Origin of the sequence: Planktothrix rubescens CCAP 1459/22 (assembly GCA_904830895.1) — a bacterium.
Taxonomy (GTDB): Bacteria; Cyanobacteriota; Cyanobacteriia; order Cyanobacteriales; family Microcoleaceae; genus Planktothrix; species Planktothrix agardhii.
Map to the genome: position 1 here is coordinate 1,007,865 of LR882958.1, position 18,333 is coordinate 1,026,197.

8 protein-coding genes are annotated in these 18,333 nt (G+C 38.4%); 3 read left to right on the top strand and 5 right to left on the bottom strand.

What is annotated here, in order from left to right:
• Nucleotides 1–154: 154 nt before the first annotated feature.
• Nucleotides 155–2,749, bottom strand: coding sequence for a glycosyltransferase family 2 protein (locus NMG86_RS04750; RefSeq protein WP_051319601.1), 2,595 nt, complete (start codon nt 2,747–2,749; stop codon nt 155–157).
• Nucleotides 2,750–2,856: 107 nt separating this feature from the next.
• Between NMG86_RS04750 and NMG86_RS04755 the strand changes: the two genes are divergently transcribed.
• The gene (locus NMG86_RS04755) at nt 2,857–4,560 is read left to right on the top strand and encodes a glycosyltransferase family protein (protein WP_043938832.1); all 1,704 of its coding nucleotides are present in this window, start codon (nt 2,857–2,859) and stop codon (nt 4,558–4,560) included.
• 99 nt (nt 4,561–4,659) lie between these two features.
• Nucleotides 4,660–5,526 (top strand): hypothetical protein, encoded by an 867-nt coding sequence (locus tag NMG86_RS04760; protein WP_026797130.1) that lies wholly within the window; start codon nt 4,660–4,662, stop codon nt 5,524–5,526.
• A gap of 141 nt (nt 5,527–5,667) precedes the next feature.
• Here NMG86_RS04760 and NMG86_RS04765 read toward each other — a convergent pair whose 3' ends face one another.
• The 3 genes from NMG86_RS04765 to NMG86_RS04775 all read right to left on the bottom strand — a co-directional run bounded on the left by NMG86_RS04765 (nt 5,668) and on the right by NMG86_RS04775 (nt 10,958).
• Complete coding sequence (locus NMG86_RS04765; RefSeq protein ID WP_026797131.1) at nt 5,668–7,662, bottom strand: calcium-binding protein; 1,995 nt, start codon at nt 7,660–7,662, stop codon at nt 5,668–5,670.
• A gap of 373 nt (nt 7,663–8,035) precedes the next feature.
• On the bottom strand, nt 8,036–9,298 hold the full coding sequence (locus NMG86_RS04770; RefSeq protein ID WP_026797132.1) for a glycosyltransferase family 4 protein: 1,263 nt from the start codon (nt 9,296–9,298) through the stop codon (nt 8,036–8,038).
• A gap of 73 nt (nt 9,299–9,371) precedes the next feature.
• A complete protein-coding gene (locus NMG86_RS04775) occupies nt 9,372–10,958 on the bottom strand; it encodes a sulfotransferase domain-containing protein (protein WP_237747583.1) in 1,587 nt (528 codons plus the stop codon).
• A gap of 228 nt (nt 10,959–11,186) precedes the next feature.
• On the opposite strand from NMG86_RS04775, the gene NMG86_RS04780 reads away from it, so the two are divergent.
• Nucleotides 11,187–11,894, top strand: coding sequence for a methyltransferase domain-containing protein (locus NMG86_RS04780; protein ID WP_227350367.1), 708 nt, complete (start codon nt 11,187–11,189; stop codon nt 11,892–11,894).
• 104 nt (nt 11,895–11,998) lie between these two features.
• Here NMG86_RS04780 and NMG86_RS04785 read toward each other — a convergent pair whose 3' ends face one another.
• A complete protein-coding gene (locus tag NMG86_RS04785; RefSeq protein ID WP_026797133.1) occupies nt 11,999–18,265 on the bottom strand; it encodes a glycosyltransferase in 6,267 nt (2,088 codons plus the stop codon).
• Between the last annotated feature and the right edge of the window lie 68 nt (nt 18,266–18,333).

Genomic DNA, 18,333 nt, shown 5'->3' on the forward strand with positions numbered 1-18,333 from the left:
CTCCTTACCTTAAATTGATGATCTTTAAATTACCTCAACTTTCGGGAAACTGCTCAAAAAAATTGCTTTTGCCTAAAATGACGCGGATCAATGGTTTCAAGTTCCGGTGTTCGGCTGATCGAACCCTAGTATTGTTATCGTTGATTCAGACTGGCTATCGGTTCAGAACATTGTCCCTTGAATTCAATGCTAAAAAATCAATCATTTTTTTCCTGTAATCATAAATCCTCTGGAGATTAATTTCGGCGAAACCCTCAAAATTCAACTGAGAATATTTAAGATAACACTGGGCGACATAGATCCACAAATCACAAAAAGATGAATCCGTATTTAAGTTTTGAATAATATAAGCCAATAAATTCTCCTGAAAATTAATATATTTTAATCTGTCTTCTGAACACCGAAAACATTGAACTGGAGCAAACAGCCAACTGATAAATTCAGGGAAAAAATATTTAGGAATGATCGCATTTTCGTATATAAAATCAATATCATAAGCTCTTTGATATAACATCAATCCCATCAACCCAGGAATTAAATCACAGGAATACAGACCTTGAGAAAGTTTTTTTCTGATTGATTCAACCCATGATTGTTCAGTCTCACCGACTCCTTGATCAATAATATTACTATTCAATAAATGCTGATAAATTGGACGAATTTCGCTAGAATATCGAGTTTCTAAATCCCCAGGAGTTAAACTTAACCAATATTTAACTAGGGTTTGACGAACTAATTTCAGACACTCTATGACTCTCTCCGTAGGGTTTTCTTGGTATTGATTCAGTAAATTAGTGATTAAATTGAGATAAAATTGCGAGTTAAATAAAGTTTTTTGTAAAACCATCTGTTTAAAAGATTGATTCAAAAAACTATAGCGAGAATCTAGCAAGAGTTTTAAATAAAGTCTTTCATAATCTTTATAATTTTCTTTTTGAACAATATTAACTTGAGTTTGTTGTTTTTTATGAATTAGGAGAGCAGATAATATTTTATCTACAAAAGCAATTTTATAACGTCCCATAATCCTAAACCACATATCAACATCCAAAAGTTGCTGAAGTGTAGAATCAAATTCTCCTAATTCTTCAAAAACTTGTTTAGAAATTAATACCGTTGTCGGTTCTCCAATTTTATTTAATCCTCCGATTAGACAATTAGGATTGGACAATAGATCTTGACCTGATTGTATTGGTTTTAAATCAGACCATTTTTGATGTAAATTAATCGCCCCATTATAAGCAGATTTACAGGTTAAATCAGATTTTGAATCAGGGTCAATCAAAACTTGACGGGGTGAGAAAACCAATCCTATTTCTGGATCTTGTTCTGCTAAATTGACCATTTCTTCAATACAATTAGGTTCTAACCAATCATCTTGAAAAATAAATTTGATATACTTACCTTGAGCTTGTTGAATACAAAAATTTAGATTTTTGACTAATCCATAGTTAGAATGAGTTATAATCCGATAAGGAATAGAACAATTATCTTTAAAAGATTCGGCAATTTTTACAGTTTCATCTGTTGACCCATCATCAGAAATAATAATTTCTAGGTTAGAATAGGTTTGATCTAAAGCACTTTGAATCGCTTTAGATAAAAATTGTTCTCCATTATAAGTCGGAATTAATATACTAACTAGCGGTTGAGATTCAGTTTCACTATGTATATCTAGTTTTTGTTGTAAAATTAGATTCTGATTTTGTACTGCTTCTAGTTGCTTTTTGGTTTGATCAATATCTTGCTGTAATTTCCTATAACTGATAATTTTAAAAATATCATGAGTTCCAGTAAGATGAATTAGATCAGTATATTTAAAGGAATACTGTTTTTCAATATATTCAGCCGATTCAGGATTATTCATCAACCGATATAAGGTAAAAATCCCAAAATATTGATGACTGGGACGGTGAATTTTTAAAGCCAATTTTGCAATTAAAAAATTAAGATCATCAAGGGTAATCGGGGTATTAATCCGTTGCTGTTGAGGAAAAATATTATAAAAATTTTGGCTAACCTCTGGACAGAGATAATGCTCAAGCACTTGAGGGATTCCCCAAGTATGTCGAATCATATTTTCAGCCGTTACACCACTAATATTGCGATCATGAAATCGAAATAAAAGCAAAGGTTCGGGTAGAATATAAATTTCTGATTTCAGACATAAACGTATCCAAAAATCTAAATCATGAATTTGATGTAATCGCGGATCATATAGTCCTACCTGATCATAGCATTTTTTCTTAATTAAAACGCTGGTATTACATAAGGAATTATCAGAGTAAAAAAAAGAATTTAACCACTGAAAACGATTTTTATTTTCTTGAGCAAATAACTGTTGAAAGGAGGATTCTTTACCCTGGTGAAAATCACCATTTTTATCAATAATAATAGCATGGGTAAAAACCGCATCAAATCCGGGGTTTTTATCTAAAAAACTAACTTGCTTTTCAAGTTTATCTGGTAAAAAAATATTGTCAGAATCTAAAATAGCAATTAGTTCTCCCCTCGCCTGACGAATACAATGGTTAGCTGCTGTACTCACTCCTTGATTCTGATCAAAAGAAAAATAGCGAATTCTAGGATCTTTTTTTTCTCGAATAATTTGCAATGTTTGATCCGTAGAACCATCATTAGTGATCACAATTTCAAAATCTTGATAGGTTTGGTTTAAAACACTATCAATTGCTTCAGAAATGTAGGAATCTTGGTTATAAGTTGGAATAATAACGGTGACTCTAGCCATAAAATTTAGGGTGAAAATATGATCAAAAGTTTTTAATTCTAAAATTAACTTGCCAGTGTGACCTAAAACCTGTTATTTATAAAATAGCTCTAGTTTTACTAAAGGTTATGAATAGAGATACTATAGATCAGGTCAATGATCATAATTTGAACCGGAAACCCTCAGAGTTATTGGACTTTTTACCCGCTAATGCTCAAGTCCTGATCGACGTAGGTTGTCGAAATGGAAGTACAGGTTATCATTATAAACGAATTAATCCCCAAAGTTTTTATTGGGGAATTTTAATTGATTCTGAGTTAAGTTCAGAAATAACTCAAGGTCTAGATCAGATTACTCTGAGTTCGATTGATCAATTAGAAACAATCCGGTTAGAACTAGAAGAACAAACCGTAGATTGTTTAATTTATGATGGGATTTTACCCCAAATCAGAAACCCCCTCAAGGTTTTACAATATCACACTCGATGGTTAAAAGATCAAGGTCAGGTTTTAGCTTATATTCCTAATAGTCAGTATTGGCGGAATATTATTGATTTGTTACAGGGAAAATCAGAGATTTCAATTACAGAAAATATAGATTATAGCGGATTAACTTTAGAAGCTATTCAAAAAATATTCTGGGAAGCTGGATTATATATTTATGAAATTCAAACTCGGGGAAAAAAAGATGATCAGTTTCAAAATTTTCTGCAATTAGTGGAACCGCTTAGGAATACTTTGGGTTTAGATCCCAATCGTTTTGCGACTCAAACCGCGGCTGAATTTTATATTGTGCGGGCGATTAAATCATTACAACCTCCCCGTCGTTTGTTGATTCAAACAGCGATTATGGCTCCTACAGGGTGCGATCGCCTGCGGGTATTGGAACCCGATCAATTGAGTGCGACCATACCCGGAACCCGCACCATTTCAGCGTCTAAATCAATTCCAAATGGTTCTATTTTACCCGAAGAAGAAAAGGTTTTTATTTGGCAACGGACAATTTTATCCTATGATCATCACTTAGAAATATTAAGAAATTTGTTACAACAGGATTATTTAATTATTGCTGAAATTGACGATAATCCGTTACGAAGGAAGGAGTATGCAGATAATCGTTATCTCAGCTATCGTGGTTGTCATGGTGTACAGACTTCAACCGCGCCTTTAGGGGAATTTTTACAACAATTTAATCCCCATATTGCTATCTTTAAAAATCATTTATTGACTTTACCTCCCCCGCGAAATTATTCTGATTCAAAAGTTACTTTATTTTTTGGAGCATTAAATCGAGAACAGGATTGGCAACCTATTATGGAAACCTTAAACCGGGTTTTAATTCGTCATCAAAATTTAGTTAAGGTTAAGGTAATTCATGATCGACGTTTTTTTGATCATTTGGCAATATCTGATAAAGAATTTGAACCCTTTTGCAGTTATAATAAATATCATCAGATTCTGCAAACCTGTGATATTGGTTTGTTACCCTTAACCCCCACACCTGTTAATCTGATGAAATCGGATTTAAAGTTTTTAGAATGTGCGGGTCATGGGGTTGCGGTTTTAGCTAGTCCAACGGTCTATGAACAATCGGTGATTCATGAAAAAACAGGTTTAATTTATCGCAGTATTCAACAGTTTGAAATGTATTTGAATGAATTAATTATTAATACCTCCCTTCGGCAAAAAATCGCCAATAATGCCTATCTTTGGGTACGAGATCATCGTTTACTATGTCAACATTATCAACAGCGACGAGAATGGTATTTAAAAATGCGAGATAATTTACCCAGTTTAAATCAAGAATTGCGTCAACGAGTTCCAGAATTATGAGCAAGGATTGCACAAATTAGATGGCGGCTGCCTTTAATTTCTTCTAATTTGTGCTATGGGATATTAAACAATTAATGTTAAAAGGTTCAGTTATAAATTATGCAGATTTTATTTACAATTCCTCACTTTTTTAACCCGGATGGAGATGGAAAACACGCATCTTTAAGTAAAGATCCACGCCCTCGAATTACGGGGTTAGTATTTGCTTTAACTGCTTTGCGGGAACTTTATAGTCAGTCTCAGTGCATGATTGATATTGCTCAATGTCAGACTATTCCTGTGAATCAGGAACAAAATTATCAAGTTGATATTGTTATTTGTACAACTCAAGATTATCATTTACTGGCCCAAATTCCCTTACCTTCCTGGTTTTGTAAACATTATCCTACCCAGGTAGAACCGATGTTACTGGGATTTCAATGTCATCAAGTTTTGCGTGAATATTTGGGTCAATATGATTATTATTGTTATTTAGAAGATGATTTAATTTTGCGTGATCCCTGGTTATTTACTAAGTTAAATTGGTTTAATCGTCATGCTGGAAATAGTTGTCTATTACAGCCCAACCGTTATGAAGTTTCTCCCCATAGCCAAGCAATTAAAGCCTATATTGATGGAGACATTTTACCCCATGTCACGGCTAATTATCAAAATATTCAAGATCAGCCACAATTTATTGGGAAAGTGATGGAACAGGCGGTTTCATTTAAACGCCCCTTGAATCCCCATTCCGGTTGTTTCTTTTTGAATGCTGAACAGATGGAATATTGGGCTAAACAACCCTATTTTTTAGATCGAGATTGTGGTTTTATTGGGCCATTAGAAAGTGCCGCAACTTTAGGAATTATGAAAACATTTAAAGTTTATAAACCTACGGCTTCCCATGCTAATTTCTTGGAAATTCAGCATTTTGGTTCTGGTTTTATTAATTTAATTGGGCGACAAGTTAAGTATGGCGGGGAATAGGTAATAGGTAATAGGTAATAGGTAATAGGGAAAAAAAAACCGAGAAACAATTTCTCGGTCTTTTTTATATTTGAATCTATTGAAATCCCGAAAGTTGAGTAGAGACGTTGCACGCAACGTCTCTACTGGTGTTAACCCAAACTAGAGAACGATCACAATATCAGTTCGGGTTATGGTCGGAATTGTGTTGTTCGGTTGTGCCATGAATGCAACGATATCGGCTGGGTTAGAGCCACCACCATCGGAGTCATACCATAGGACTCCACTGGCTTTCTCGTACACTAATACAGGGCCAACACTGGTTGGGGCTTGAGTATTTGCACCACCGCCATCGTAACTGCCTTTATCGAGAACAATAAATTGCTCAAAGGAAATTTCAGTGGTCGGGACACCTGGGCGCAATTCAAAGGCAAAGCCTCCAGGCCCACGGGAGAAGAATAGTTTATCTTCACCAGATTTAAAGTCAGTAATGATGTCAGCAATAGTACCGCTAAGATCGGATTTGAACTGATACAGGAAGGCATCAGAACCTTCACCGCCGACTAATGTATCTCGTTGAGTACCACCTTGCAGGGTATCGTTACCCGCTTCACCGAACAGGACATCACTGCCCGAACCGCCAAACAGGTAGTCATTACCACCACCAGCAATTAGGGTGTCATCTCCGAAACCAACATCCAATTGCGCAGATGCGGCAACGCTGCCCCCTTGCAGGAAGTCAGCCCCACTACCAGTAACGATGCTGTCGTTGCCATCACTACCGGAAATGGTGTTGTTGCCGAGGGTGTCAAACAAGACAAAGCTGACTCCGGTGCCTCCCTTGGCTAAACCACCCACAAAGGAAATTTTGTCGTTCCCTTCGACGGAACCTTCACCTAAGAGGCTATCGTTGGTTGTGGTAAAGATAATAGTGTCATCACCGAGACCACCATTATAAATATTAGCCACTGACCCTAAGGCACCGTAGATATAGTCGCTACCCGAACCACCGGATAAGGTAACAGCAGGTACTTTAGTAGCTCCTGGGATATCTAATGTCCAATTTCCGCCATAGAGGGTATCGTTACCATCGCCACCGTCTAATAGGGAGAATTTTCCACTCAGGCTGTCATTTCCGGCATCACCATAGAGGAAATCTGTACTAAAGCCGGCTAGTAAGGTATCATTGCCACCACCACCGTACAGGGTGCTTTCACCGGCAAAGCCCGGTTGACTGGTGCTACCTTGAATGGTCAGAACATTAGGATTGGCTGTAACGATCAAGTCATTGCCTTCATCCCCATACAGGGCGTCTTGAAGGGCAAAGCCTCGGATGGTATCGTTACCCTCTCCAGCCTTAAAGTAGTTCTGGCCTTCTCCAAAGCGACCCACACCACCGTAAAGGGAATCGTCACCGCCTCCACCCAGTAGGGTAGTTTGGCTTACGCCAACAATGGCCAAATTCGTTGAGAATTGTTGGGTTGAGAGAGGGTTTTGGATTCTTACGGTGTCATTCCCACTGCCACCATCAAGTAAGTTAAGACTGCCTACACCAACGATGGAGTCGTTATCGTCACCACCGAGGAGGCTATCTCCAGTGTTAATCCCTACAAGAGTATCTGTGCCCTTATCCCCAAATGCAGAGTTGTTTCCTTGGTTCAGGCCACCGATAGCCCCACTCACAGCAACTCCCGTGAGGTTACTTTGACCATTGGTACCAACAAACCCTATTAGGTCTGCTCCTTGACCCCCATACAGGAAATCTCCACCTTGAATACCGCCCAGTAGGGTATCTTCATCTTTATTACCAAAGAGGTAGTTACTGGCAGCCTGACCTATGAGAAAATCTCGGTCTACCCCCCCATAAAGGCTGGCGGTTAAATCTGCCGATAGGGTGTCCCGGCCTGGGCCACCGAGCAGAAGGGTACGAAGTTGTTGAGACCGGATGGAATCATTCCCCTCATTCCCGAAAATTGTGTCGCCAGGGCCTCTGGATGTGAGGATATCATTATCTGTACCGCCTTGTACCTGACTTCCACCGAGGGTAGAAGAAAGGATTGTGTCATTTCCTGCTTCACCCAGAATAGTATCGGGTCTGGGGGCGAAGCCCACATCCTGATCGTAAAATTGTGGCCCCGCGCCTAAAGCTGTTACCATTTGATTTCACTCCTCTGCAATAATGTCATTAGCTCTGTTGGGATGACAGACACTGCCTAAAACACCATAACTTGTTCGGCAGTAGTTTAACCTGTTTGTCTCCAGCAAGTCTAGTCCTTTGTGATCCTTCTTGTCTAGTTGATAGATATGGCAGTTTCGATGGCTGGATTTTATTATCAATTATGTATTGAAAATTTTCATCCTCAACTGGTCTTGAAGCCATCACTCTTAACTCATAAAAGGCACTTTATCTTAACTTGCTTACCTCCGTCAGACGGGTTTATAGACAACAATGTTCCTCATTGACCATTTATTATCTTCTAATCAAAATATCTTCCCGGTGGACGAACGGAACTCAGATCAAGTTCCCACTCTACCCCAAAACCATTGCCGACTCAACCCGGCCAACGGTGGCGGGGAGGGAACGATTGGCGACTTGGGTAATCAGTTGCAGATGTTTCGAGAGGAGTTTACTCAGATCATAACGTTCTAAGGCTGTTTCACGCGCTTTAACTCGCAATTCAGCCATTCGATCAGGATGATCCAAGACTTCATCGACTCGATCCGCAATCTGTTTGGGAGAGAAAAAGTCCACCAGCAAGCCGTTTACCCCATCTTGAATCACTTCCCGCACGGGAGCGGTATCTGAACCCAGGACCAAACAACCTGTTGACATGGATTCAATCATTGACCAGGATAGAACAAAAGGCCGCGTTAAATAAATATGAACATCTGAAGCCTGGATCACTTGCAGATATTGGCCATAAGCTAGAGGCCCAACGAAATGAATTCGGGAAAGATCCAAGGGGATTTTCTTGAGCATATAGTCTTTATAGCTCATGCCGTTGGGTAAAGGTTTACCATAACAAACTCGTTCCGATCCCACAACTACAACATGGCATTTGGGTCTACGTTCCTGAATATAGGCCACGGCTTCGATAAATTCGGGAAATCCCCGATAGGGTTCCATTCCCCGCCCCACATAGGTTACAAGTTCTTCTACACCGGATAAATCCAAATTTGGTAACACTAATTTAGCACCGGGATTCGGTTTAAAATAGCTAGTATCAACTCCATCATGAAGCACAGAAATTTTTTCGCGCAGTTCCGGGGGAAATTGGGATTGTTGCCAATGGGTGGGTGAAAGTCCCCAATCACAGGAATATAAATCAATTAAAATTGGGGTATTTTTAACCCGAATTCGGGCTTTATCATCAATGCTCAGGGGGTCGGCCGGATCGAAGTCCGCATCTGAACCTTCTGCATGATAGAACCACTCGAAATAACATAATAATGGGGTATTTGGAAAGGCTTCTTTGACAAATAAAGTTGGCCCCCAACCGGAATGACCGCAAATTATATCGGGGACAAATCCTTTGGCTTTGAGTTGTTCAGCCATTCTAAATACTGCTTGTCCTTGTAATACTGCACTTTCTAAAACCCGGACATATTGATGGGTGTCTGCACTGGGTTCTCGACTAGGATTAAATACGGCTTTTTCAACTCCGGGAATACTCCATTCAGGACGTTCGTTTTTTGTCCCAAATACAATTTGATTATTGGGATCTGCACCTAAAGTTGTAATAATATGGCGATATTGGGCGGGAAAGTTAGGGTGTAAAAATAATGCTTTCATAGGAATAGGGAATAGGGAATAGGAAATTTTAATTCTTAAACTGATAACTCTTAAACTGATAACTGATAACTGATCACTGATAACTGATAACTTCGGGTGCTTTACAAACCCAAACGCAGTCTCTGGGTACAGACTCATTATCTTTTCGGATAATTTCATAGTTAAGATGGGTTAAAAATTTCTCCATAATGGTATCAGTCATTAAGGAAAAAGCGGTTCCATGTCGGTTTCCCAATAGGTTTTTATCCCAATCCTGTAAGAATTTTTCCCAGCCTAATTCACTTAATAGATTGGTATGGTGAAAAATACAGAGGCGATCGCCTTTTAATAAAGCGGGGATTCGAGTTAAATAGTTAAAAATATCTCGTGGTTCTATGTGTACCAGGGTGTCATAACAAAAACAAACATCTAGGGAGTTAGGTGCAATTCCATCTAAGGTTAAACCATCTAATTTAACATATCTAACCCGTTCATCTCCCAGACGTTTGTGGGTGGCATTCAGGAGTTCTTTGGAAATATCAGCACAGACCAGACGATCGCAATATTTCAGGAGCAAAGCTGCCGTTTTTCCTCCCCCCACACCAATTTCTAAAACCTGATGGTGTTTCTGAATATAAGGGGCAATAAATTGGTTTTCAATTAGGGCTTCATATTCCGCTAAGGAAGTCGCTGCACCCGCAGCAAATCCAATCCATTCATCTCCTCTATAAACTTCTTCAGATCTGACACTTTGCCAATTTTTAGCATAGTCATCCCAGGCGGATTCATAATCAACTTTTTTCATGATTTTAACTGAGTTTAAGATGGGTTGAGAACTTGTATTTTCAGATAAATCTGGTAATTTAGGCGTTGAATTAGAGAAATTATTGGGGATTTCCCAACTCCAATCTTGACCTAAAAAATCTGTTAATTTTTGGTTAAACGGCTGAAAATAATCTTGTAACTGCTGACGAATAATTGGGTCAATATTGGGATAACTATTAACATTGTATTTATCATAACTCAATAATTGATAATTTGGTAGTCCTAAAAAATCAAAAACTTGATTTACCCCTTTTTCGGAATCTGAATATAAATCTTCACTCCTCAGAATCAAAAATTGTTCCCTGGGAAAAAACTTCATCCATCTTTGCAGTTGATCAATATATATTCCCCTGGAAAGGTAGGAATAATGTTGATGGTTAAAACTAAAATAAGTCGGATCTGAACCCATTTTTTCGGCTTCTCCTTGTAGCCGTTGAGTTTCTTGGGCGATCGCATCTTCCAAAGAGAGAGATTCATACCCCAGTTTCACTTCCCAATAATAATGGGAAATCGCCCGATCTACCGGATTTCTCAATAATACAATAAACCGAGTTTTAGGAAAAAATTCATAAATTCGCTGGGGTACTAAGGGATGAAAGAAATAATAGGGAGAACCTTCCCCAGTAATCAATTGCTTGCCATCAGCTTCCGGGGAAAACTGGGATTCATACCATTCTAAACCCTGCTGATAATTTAGCGTAAAAAAATGGATTTCCTTTTGGGTTGCCGATACAATTTGAGGGTGTTGACATAGATACTGATAGAGGGAATTGGTTCCCCCCTTTTGTACCCCAAGAATGATAAACTGGGGTGCAGTGATCGGTTTTGAATCAATTGTCTTTGCTTGTTGAATCAACTGTGATATGCCTCCAGATTGAGAGTTAAATCATCAACGGGAATGATTCCCATTCGTTCAATTTTCCGCCTGTCCAAATCAAGATAACTCCGCACCGCAGGAACTGAACAAAATTGAATAAATTTTCAACTCAATTTAGGATTATACTCTAAATGGTTAACTGTTTCGGTTATGAATTGACTGAAAATTAAATGTAAATTAAGAATGAACTGCTGAGGACATTAAATTATGACACTCACGGCTGATGCTGAAACACTTTCTCCAATTTATACGTTTCGTCGTTTTTTTGCCAACCGATATTTACAGGGAAATGGCATTGAAGTTGGAGCATTAAATCATCCTCTGGAGGTTCCTTTATCCGCTCATGTTCAATATGTGGATCGGATGAGTGTTCCTGATTTAAGAAAACATTATCCTGAGTTAGCTGATGTTAATTTAGTTCCTGTCGATATTATTGATAATGGTGAATTCCTAAAAACAGTTGAGAATGAAACCCAGGATTTTGTGATTGCAAATCATTTTATTGAACATTGCCAAAACCCGATCCTGACGATTGAAAATTTATTACGGGTGATTAAGAAAGACGGGATTTTATATTTAGCTGTTCCCGAAAAACGAACTTGTTTTGATTGCGATCGCCCAGTCACTTCTATTGAACATTTATTAAAAGATTACCAACAGGGCGCGGAATGGTCTCGACAAAATCATTATGAAGAATGGATTGAATTAGTAGAAAAAGAAACAGATGAAACCAAAGCAGAATGGATGGTTAAAGAATTGATGAGGCGAGATTTTAGTATCCATTTTCATGTTTGGACAACTGCCGATTTTGTGGATTTTCTGCTCACCTTAAAACACCAACTTGGGTTTCCTTTTACTTTGGAAAAGATTTTTGATAATTGGAATGAACTGATCACTATCATCAGAAAAGTATAGTAGGGAACAGGGAACAGGTAACACCGAAAGAGTTGTAGCTGGAATTTATTCGTAAAAGCTTAACTCTTTCACTGATAACTGATGACTGATGACTGATAACTGATTTAAAAGCGTTTAGGACGCAATACACACAAACAGAAATCCGATTCTAAACCCCCAGGAATTTCCATTAATATTTGTTCAAATTCCAACAAAAGTTTAATTAGTGTTTCTCCTTTCGGATCACCGGGTAAAAACTGATTATGATCTAATAAAGGATACAGAGGATGAAGAATTGCGCCCCCAAACGGATTGAATAGTTCAATATCAAAATAATACTCAATAAAGGGTAAAATCAGTTGAGAACGAACCGCTTCTGAGGGGTCAGTGGCAAAGACTTGATGAATACTGGGATTAATAAATTTATTTTCCATAATCCCAGAACGAATTAATTTATGGAAACATTGGTATAGGCGGTTGATTAGTTCCACCTGGCGTTTATTGTAGATGCAATAATTAGCCCCAACATATTCATTAATAATGAAATAGCCCTGGGGATGTAACGCCTTATGAACCATTTCTAAAAATCGTTCTAGTTCCCGAACGTGATGCAGAGAACCCGAACAAAATGCTACATCATATTTAACCTCTGGATTCAGGTTAAAGGTATTAAAATCTTCCTGATAAAAATTAACCTTAACTCCAGCTTTTTTAGCGTCTTTTCGGGCAATTTCTAAGGAAGATTCCGAAAAGTCAAAGGCATCAATGTGTTGAGCAAATTCCAATTCCGCCATCAAAATTTCATGATTCCCAATCCCACATCCCAAGGAAATCAGATGATTAAATTTTTGACCGACAAAATAATCTTCAATTAACCACCGTAACCAATATTTTTGGGTTTGACCTCCAGACATTCTTTGATGGATGGTATCCCCAATAATCGGATTAGAAACCCATTGACTGGCGGCGGCATTAGGATTTGTTTCCCAATAATTTTTCGCTTGAGGTTCGGCAATTTCAGGTTCAGGATGATTGACTTCGACGGCGGAAATCGTGACCGCAGAAGGGGGGTTAATCTGAATCTCTAAGGATTCAACGGATTGGGAAGAAAAGAAGGAATTAGAAGCCGGATAGGGATTAATAAAATAGGCTTCTTGGAAGATTTCTAAATAACTTTGAGTCATTTCCTCAAAGGTATTCAGAGACTCCAAAACATACTGGGAATTTTGAGCAAATTCCTGTCTTAAATCCGGGTTTTCTAATAGCGATGTTAAACATTTGGCTAATTCTTCCGGTTGGTGGGGCGTGTAAAATAAACCATTAATTTCAGGACGCACCTGTTCAGGAATTCCAAATACGGGAGTGGTGATAATCGGTAGGTTATATCCCATGGCTTCCATAATCACTCTGGGATAACTTTCCACGCGAGAGGTACAGACGAAAATATCCGCAGCCAGGAAATATTGGGCGGTTTCTGGAGTTTCGGGAACCAGGGTTAATCGCTGTTTTAAAGTATCGGGAAGTTGGGTTTTTAATCGAGCTAATTCGGTGCTATAAATACTGGGGCGATCGCCAACAATAAAACAACGAATTTTGTGATGATATTCCGTTGATAATAGGGGTAACGCTTCGAGCAAATCCTTTTGTCCTTTGCGTTCACAAACCGTTCCTAGTAACAGAATCACAATTTCATCTTCTGCTATTGATAACGCGGTTCTGGCTGCAATTCGAGTTAGCTGTTCCGATGTTTTCAGTAACCTTTGAATATCTAAACCATTATGAATCACCGTAAAGTTATGATGACTATTTAAAGATTGATAAAGATTTCGGGTTGCATCGGCAACAAATATCACCCGATAGGGGAATTGAAAACACTCTAAGGCTCGGGCTGAAATTTCCGAACCCAATCCATTAAAATAGGTTTGCCAAGCCTGACTTTCATGGATATTCCACACACAAGGAATTGATTTTTGTTTAGCACAATCCACCATAAAAAAGGTTTCTAAAGTATTAGCATAAACTAGATCAAATTGTTCTATTTGTAGTTCATTTGCTAATCTTTCAATGACAGTATTATAGGCTTCCCGTTGATAAATATTAGCTAGGGGATGTTCTCGAACAATTACTCTAATTCCCTGCTGTTCATAGGCATAGCGTAACGGCCCATCATCAACACAGAAAATCGTCGGTTCTAGTTTTCCTTCTGAGACTAACTTAACGACAATTTCAAATTGATGCAACGGTGCGCCCGTATATTCTAAGGCATTACTGCACATTAAAATTTTAGGAATCGGGGCAGAATTAACCGTTGATTTCAATTGATAGCGTCGAGGTTGAATTTGAAACCATTCATTATCTAAGGATAAATTAGGGTTATAAAACGGATCAATTTTATCGGCATATTGGCGACGGAATTTTGCCACTTCTTTCGGGTCATCTTTATAACCCCGACTGGTTCCTTCTCGGTGAATTAATTCCGCTTCCGGGCAATAAACCGATTGATAACCCTGTTCAAATAATCTATATCCATAATCCACATCATTGTAAGCAACGGCAAAATCAACTTGATTAAATCCCCCTAAATCTAAGAACAATTGACGAGGAGTTAATAAACAAGCCGCCGTCACCGCCGAATAATTTCTGACGACTTTAGAATAGGCTAAATAACCGAAATCTTGACGGTGGGTTAACTTAAAAGCATGACCCGCCAAACCATGATGGAGTCCATGTAATATTCCAGCGTGTTGAATCCGGTCATCGGGATAAATTAACCGCGCCCCAACTGCCCCTACGCCTCGGATGTGAGCATAACCCATCATCTGAGTTAACCAATGGGAATTAATCACTTCCGTGTCATTATTCAGGAATAATACATAATCCGTATTCACCTGTTCCACCGCCCGATTATTAATCGCAGCAAAGTTGAATTTTCCTTGATTAGCTATTTTTAAAACTGATATTTTTTCGGTGTCGCTGATTTTCTTGAAATACTCTAGGGTTTTGGGGTCGTCGCTTTCGTTATCAATAATCACAACCTGATAATTTTGATAGGTTGTTTTTTTAATTGATTCGACACAAGCCTGGAGTAATTTAAGTTGATTTTTAGTCGGAATAATAATCGTTACGGACGGCCCTTGGTCGGGAAATTGATGATAAAAAATTCCTAGATTCAGTTCACTGGCCCAATTCGGTTGATAAACTTTTCCTGAACTTTGAAGACGGGTTAAGGCTTCTTGAATCGCGTGTTTTCCGGCATCAAAACTCGCGGGTTTTGCCGCTCCAGAAACGGCCGTTGAGCCGGGGGCGGTGCGCCAATGATAGAGAACTAAAGGAATATGACCAATCTGGCGAGAAATTTCCGTTGCTCGCAGGGCAAAATCATAATCCTGTGACCCTTCAAATCCAATTCTAAATCCGTCTAATTTCTCAAAAATCCCTCGTCTAACTACTAATAAATGCCCCATATACATATAGGAAAGCAAGAGTTGGGGCGACCAATCGGGCTTAAATTGGGGGGCAAATCTTTTGCCATCGGGGTCAATTTTATCGTCGTCGGAATAGAGAAAATCGGTTTCGGGATATTGGATTAAATATAATGCCATTTCCCCTAACGCATCGGGGGTTAATTCGTCATCGTTATCTAAAAAGGCAATAAATTCCCCTGTAGCTTGACTGGCTGCACTATTAGTAGCCACGCTAATATTACCATTTTCGGTGCGTAAATAGACTTTAATTCGAGCATCTTTTGCTGCATATTCAGTTAATAATTCTATGACTTGGGTATTGGTACTACAATCATCGGCAATACATAATTCCCAATTAGTATAAACTTGGTTAATTACACTTTGAATCGCTTTTTCCAAGAATTCAATCGGGGGGTTATAAACGGGCATAACCACAGAAATTTTAGGCAATATTTCTGGCGAATAAACTGTTAATCGAGTTTTTAAAGACTCTAAACTGCGTTCTGTCCATTGATTAGCAACTAACCAAGCCTGATAGGGTTCAATTGGTTGCAGTAATTCAAAGCCTTGGGGGGGTAAAAAATCCCCCTGGGGAACGGTTGTTTGCCGATACATCAGGTTCATTTGCCGCAGAATTGCTGGAATTTCCCAAGGCATCGGTAAGAGACGGCCTAAACGTTGTTTTCGTTCTCCTATTCGTTTTTGAATGGCTGCCGTATAACGAGAAACTTGTTTGACTTTTGCGGTGCTTTTTTCTAATAATCCATAACGATAAATTTGGAGAGTTTGAGGACAGTTATAAATCAGAATTTCGCCATTTTCTAAATGGGCTTCTAAACTAATTTCCCAAGTTCCTGGGGGTAAATCAATTAATGCTTCAAACCCACTTTCGGCGCTTCCTATCCACTTAGGAAAAACCTGCCCTACATCGACACGACGTAACCCATAGGCACAAATTACCCATTGATTACCATAGATTAATTTTAATTGTGTAATTCGCTGATTAGGATGGCAACACCAGCCCGCAAATAGGATTTGTCCCTGTCGTTGTTCCCACTGTGACGGCACATCAAAGGAGGCTCTTAAGCTAGAAGCCGTTAGGGGATAACGGGCAAATACCGTCCATTTTCCATTACTATCTTGGGCTTCTAATTCTACTAAGGAATTGCCTTGAGGAACGCGAATTTGCAAATAAAATCCTGATGATTTTGCCTGAGAATAAACTGAATGAATATCCGCCACATCTTGACGTTCAATTCCATATTCTCCGGCAAAAATATCCTTGCCTATTCTAGCTCTCACCGCTTTTAGTTGTTGATTTCCAGTATAAAAACACCAACCGGAAATATTCAAAAATTTCTCCGTAAATCCAATTAATTCCCAATTCAGGGGAAAATCCAGCGAGTAAATAAATCGACGGCGAAATTGTTTTAAACGTCGTTTAGCACCCAGCCATTTTCCTCGCAGTTTCCAAAATTTGGAGGACTTCATAGCGACAATTTCCTGTTGGGCTTTACCCAGTTCATCTTCTAAACTGAATATTTTATTTAAGGCTTGTTCAAATTGAGATTCTGCTCCCAACAATTTCATTTGAGTTCGACCTAGTTCATCTTCTAAGGTTAAAAGTTTGGTCAGTCCATCTTGATATTGAATACTTAAATCTTGGAATTGAAATTGAGTAATTCCCAGTTCCGTTTCTGATTGAAGGCAGCGCCTTAATATTTCTTGATATTTGGCATCTACAGCTTGTAATTGCCCCTGGGTTTGACCTAATTCTATTTCTGTGGTGACGAGTTTATCTACCGCCTGCTCAAATCGGGTTTTAAACCCTTCTAATTCCCCTTGGGTTTTGCCTAATTCTGCTTCTGTAGAGATTAACTTAGTTATAGCTTCCTCGGCTTTAACTTCTATACCATTGAGTTTTAATTGAGTTTCACCCAGGAGATTTTCAGTTTTAATTAAACGTTCAACGGCATCGTCAAAACGTTCTTGCCATTCTTGAATATCTTTTTGTAAAATATCTCTATCTTTGAGCAAAATATCTAAGTCTTTTGCTAGAACAGACTGATTTTTTTCTAATTTTCTGAGTTTTGCCCAATCTTCAAACACCCAATCGGCTGATAAAGGTTGATTTAAACTCTCTAATTCCAATGCCGTTAAATGGCTATTTAATGGATAAGCATTGTTTTCTAAGGTCTGATATAGTTCGATGGATTCAGGAAAATAGGCTTTAATAAATAGGGGTTTTGGAGTCGCTAAAATCCGATTTACTAATAGGGACGGTTCAAATTGATTGGAAAATTCACCCTGTAAATTAAGATTAAATTTATGATTGATTTGTTTGATAAAATCAGCCGTTTGATTGCCAACAGTATAAACATTTGCTAATAGGCAATTATCGGGATATTTATGATAAAATTCTAAAATTTTGCGGTTATAATTGCTCCACATTTGGATAGCAATTTCGGGATGGTCTAGTAAGATAGCATCCGTCGCCCGACGATATAAAGAGTCGATAACTTCCCAGGGAGAACGATAGACAAAAATAAACTTAGCCTGGGGTAATAATTGATGCCAAAAGTCTAAAAATAAAGTAGTTCTAGGATCTTTCCATCCCCAGGCTGAAGAAGAATCTTGATTAATTTCAATCAGTTTTTTAGCGGATTCTATCTCTTGTTCTGTGAGAGAGATTTCCCCTGAGAATACACACCCCAGTTCATCAATATCATGGCTTTTAAAAACAGATTTGTGAAAGTCTACAAAATCAACATTTTCAAAATGACCTTTAATATTCCCATAGTCTACACCGACTAACTGTTTACCAATATTAACCCCTAGATTTTGCAGTAGGGAAGCGGTTAAAGAGGTTCCTGAACGGTGCATTCCAGCAATAATAATAACGGGAGAGGTGGTGTTAGTTGTATCCATCATGTTCTTGTGTTTGGTTTCTATTTCAGCGTTTTAATCACAAAAAGGGGAATAGGGAATACCAGATA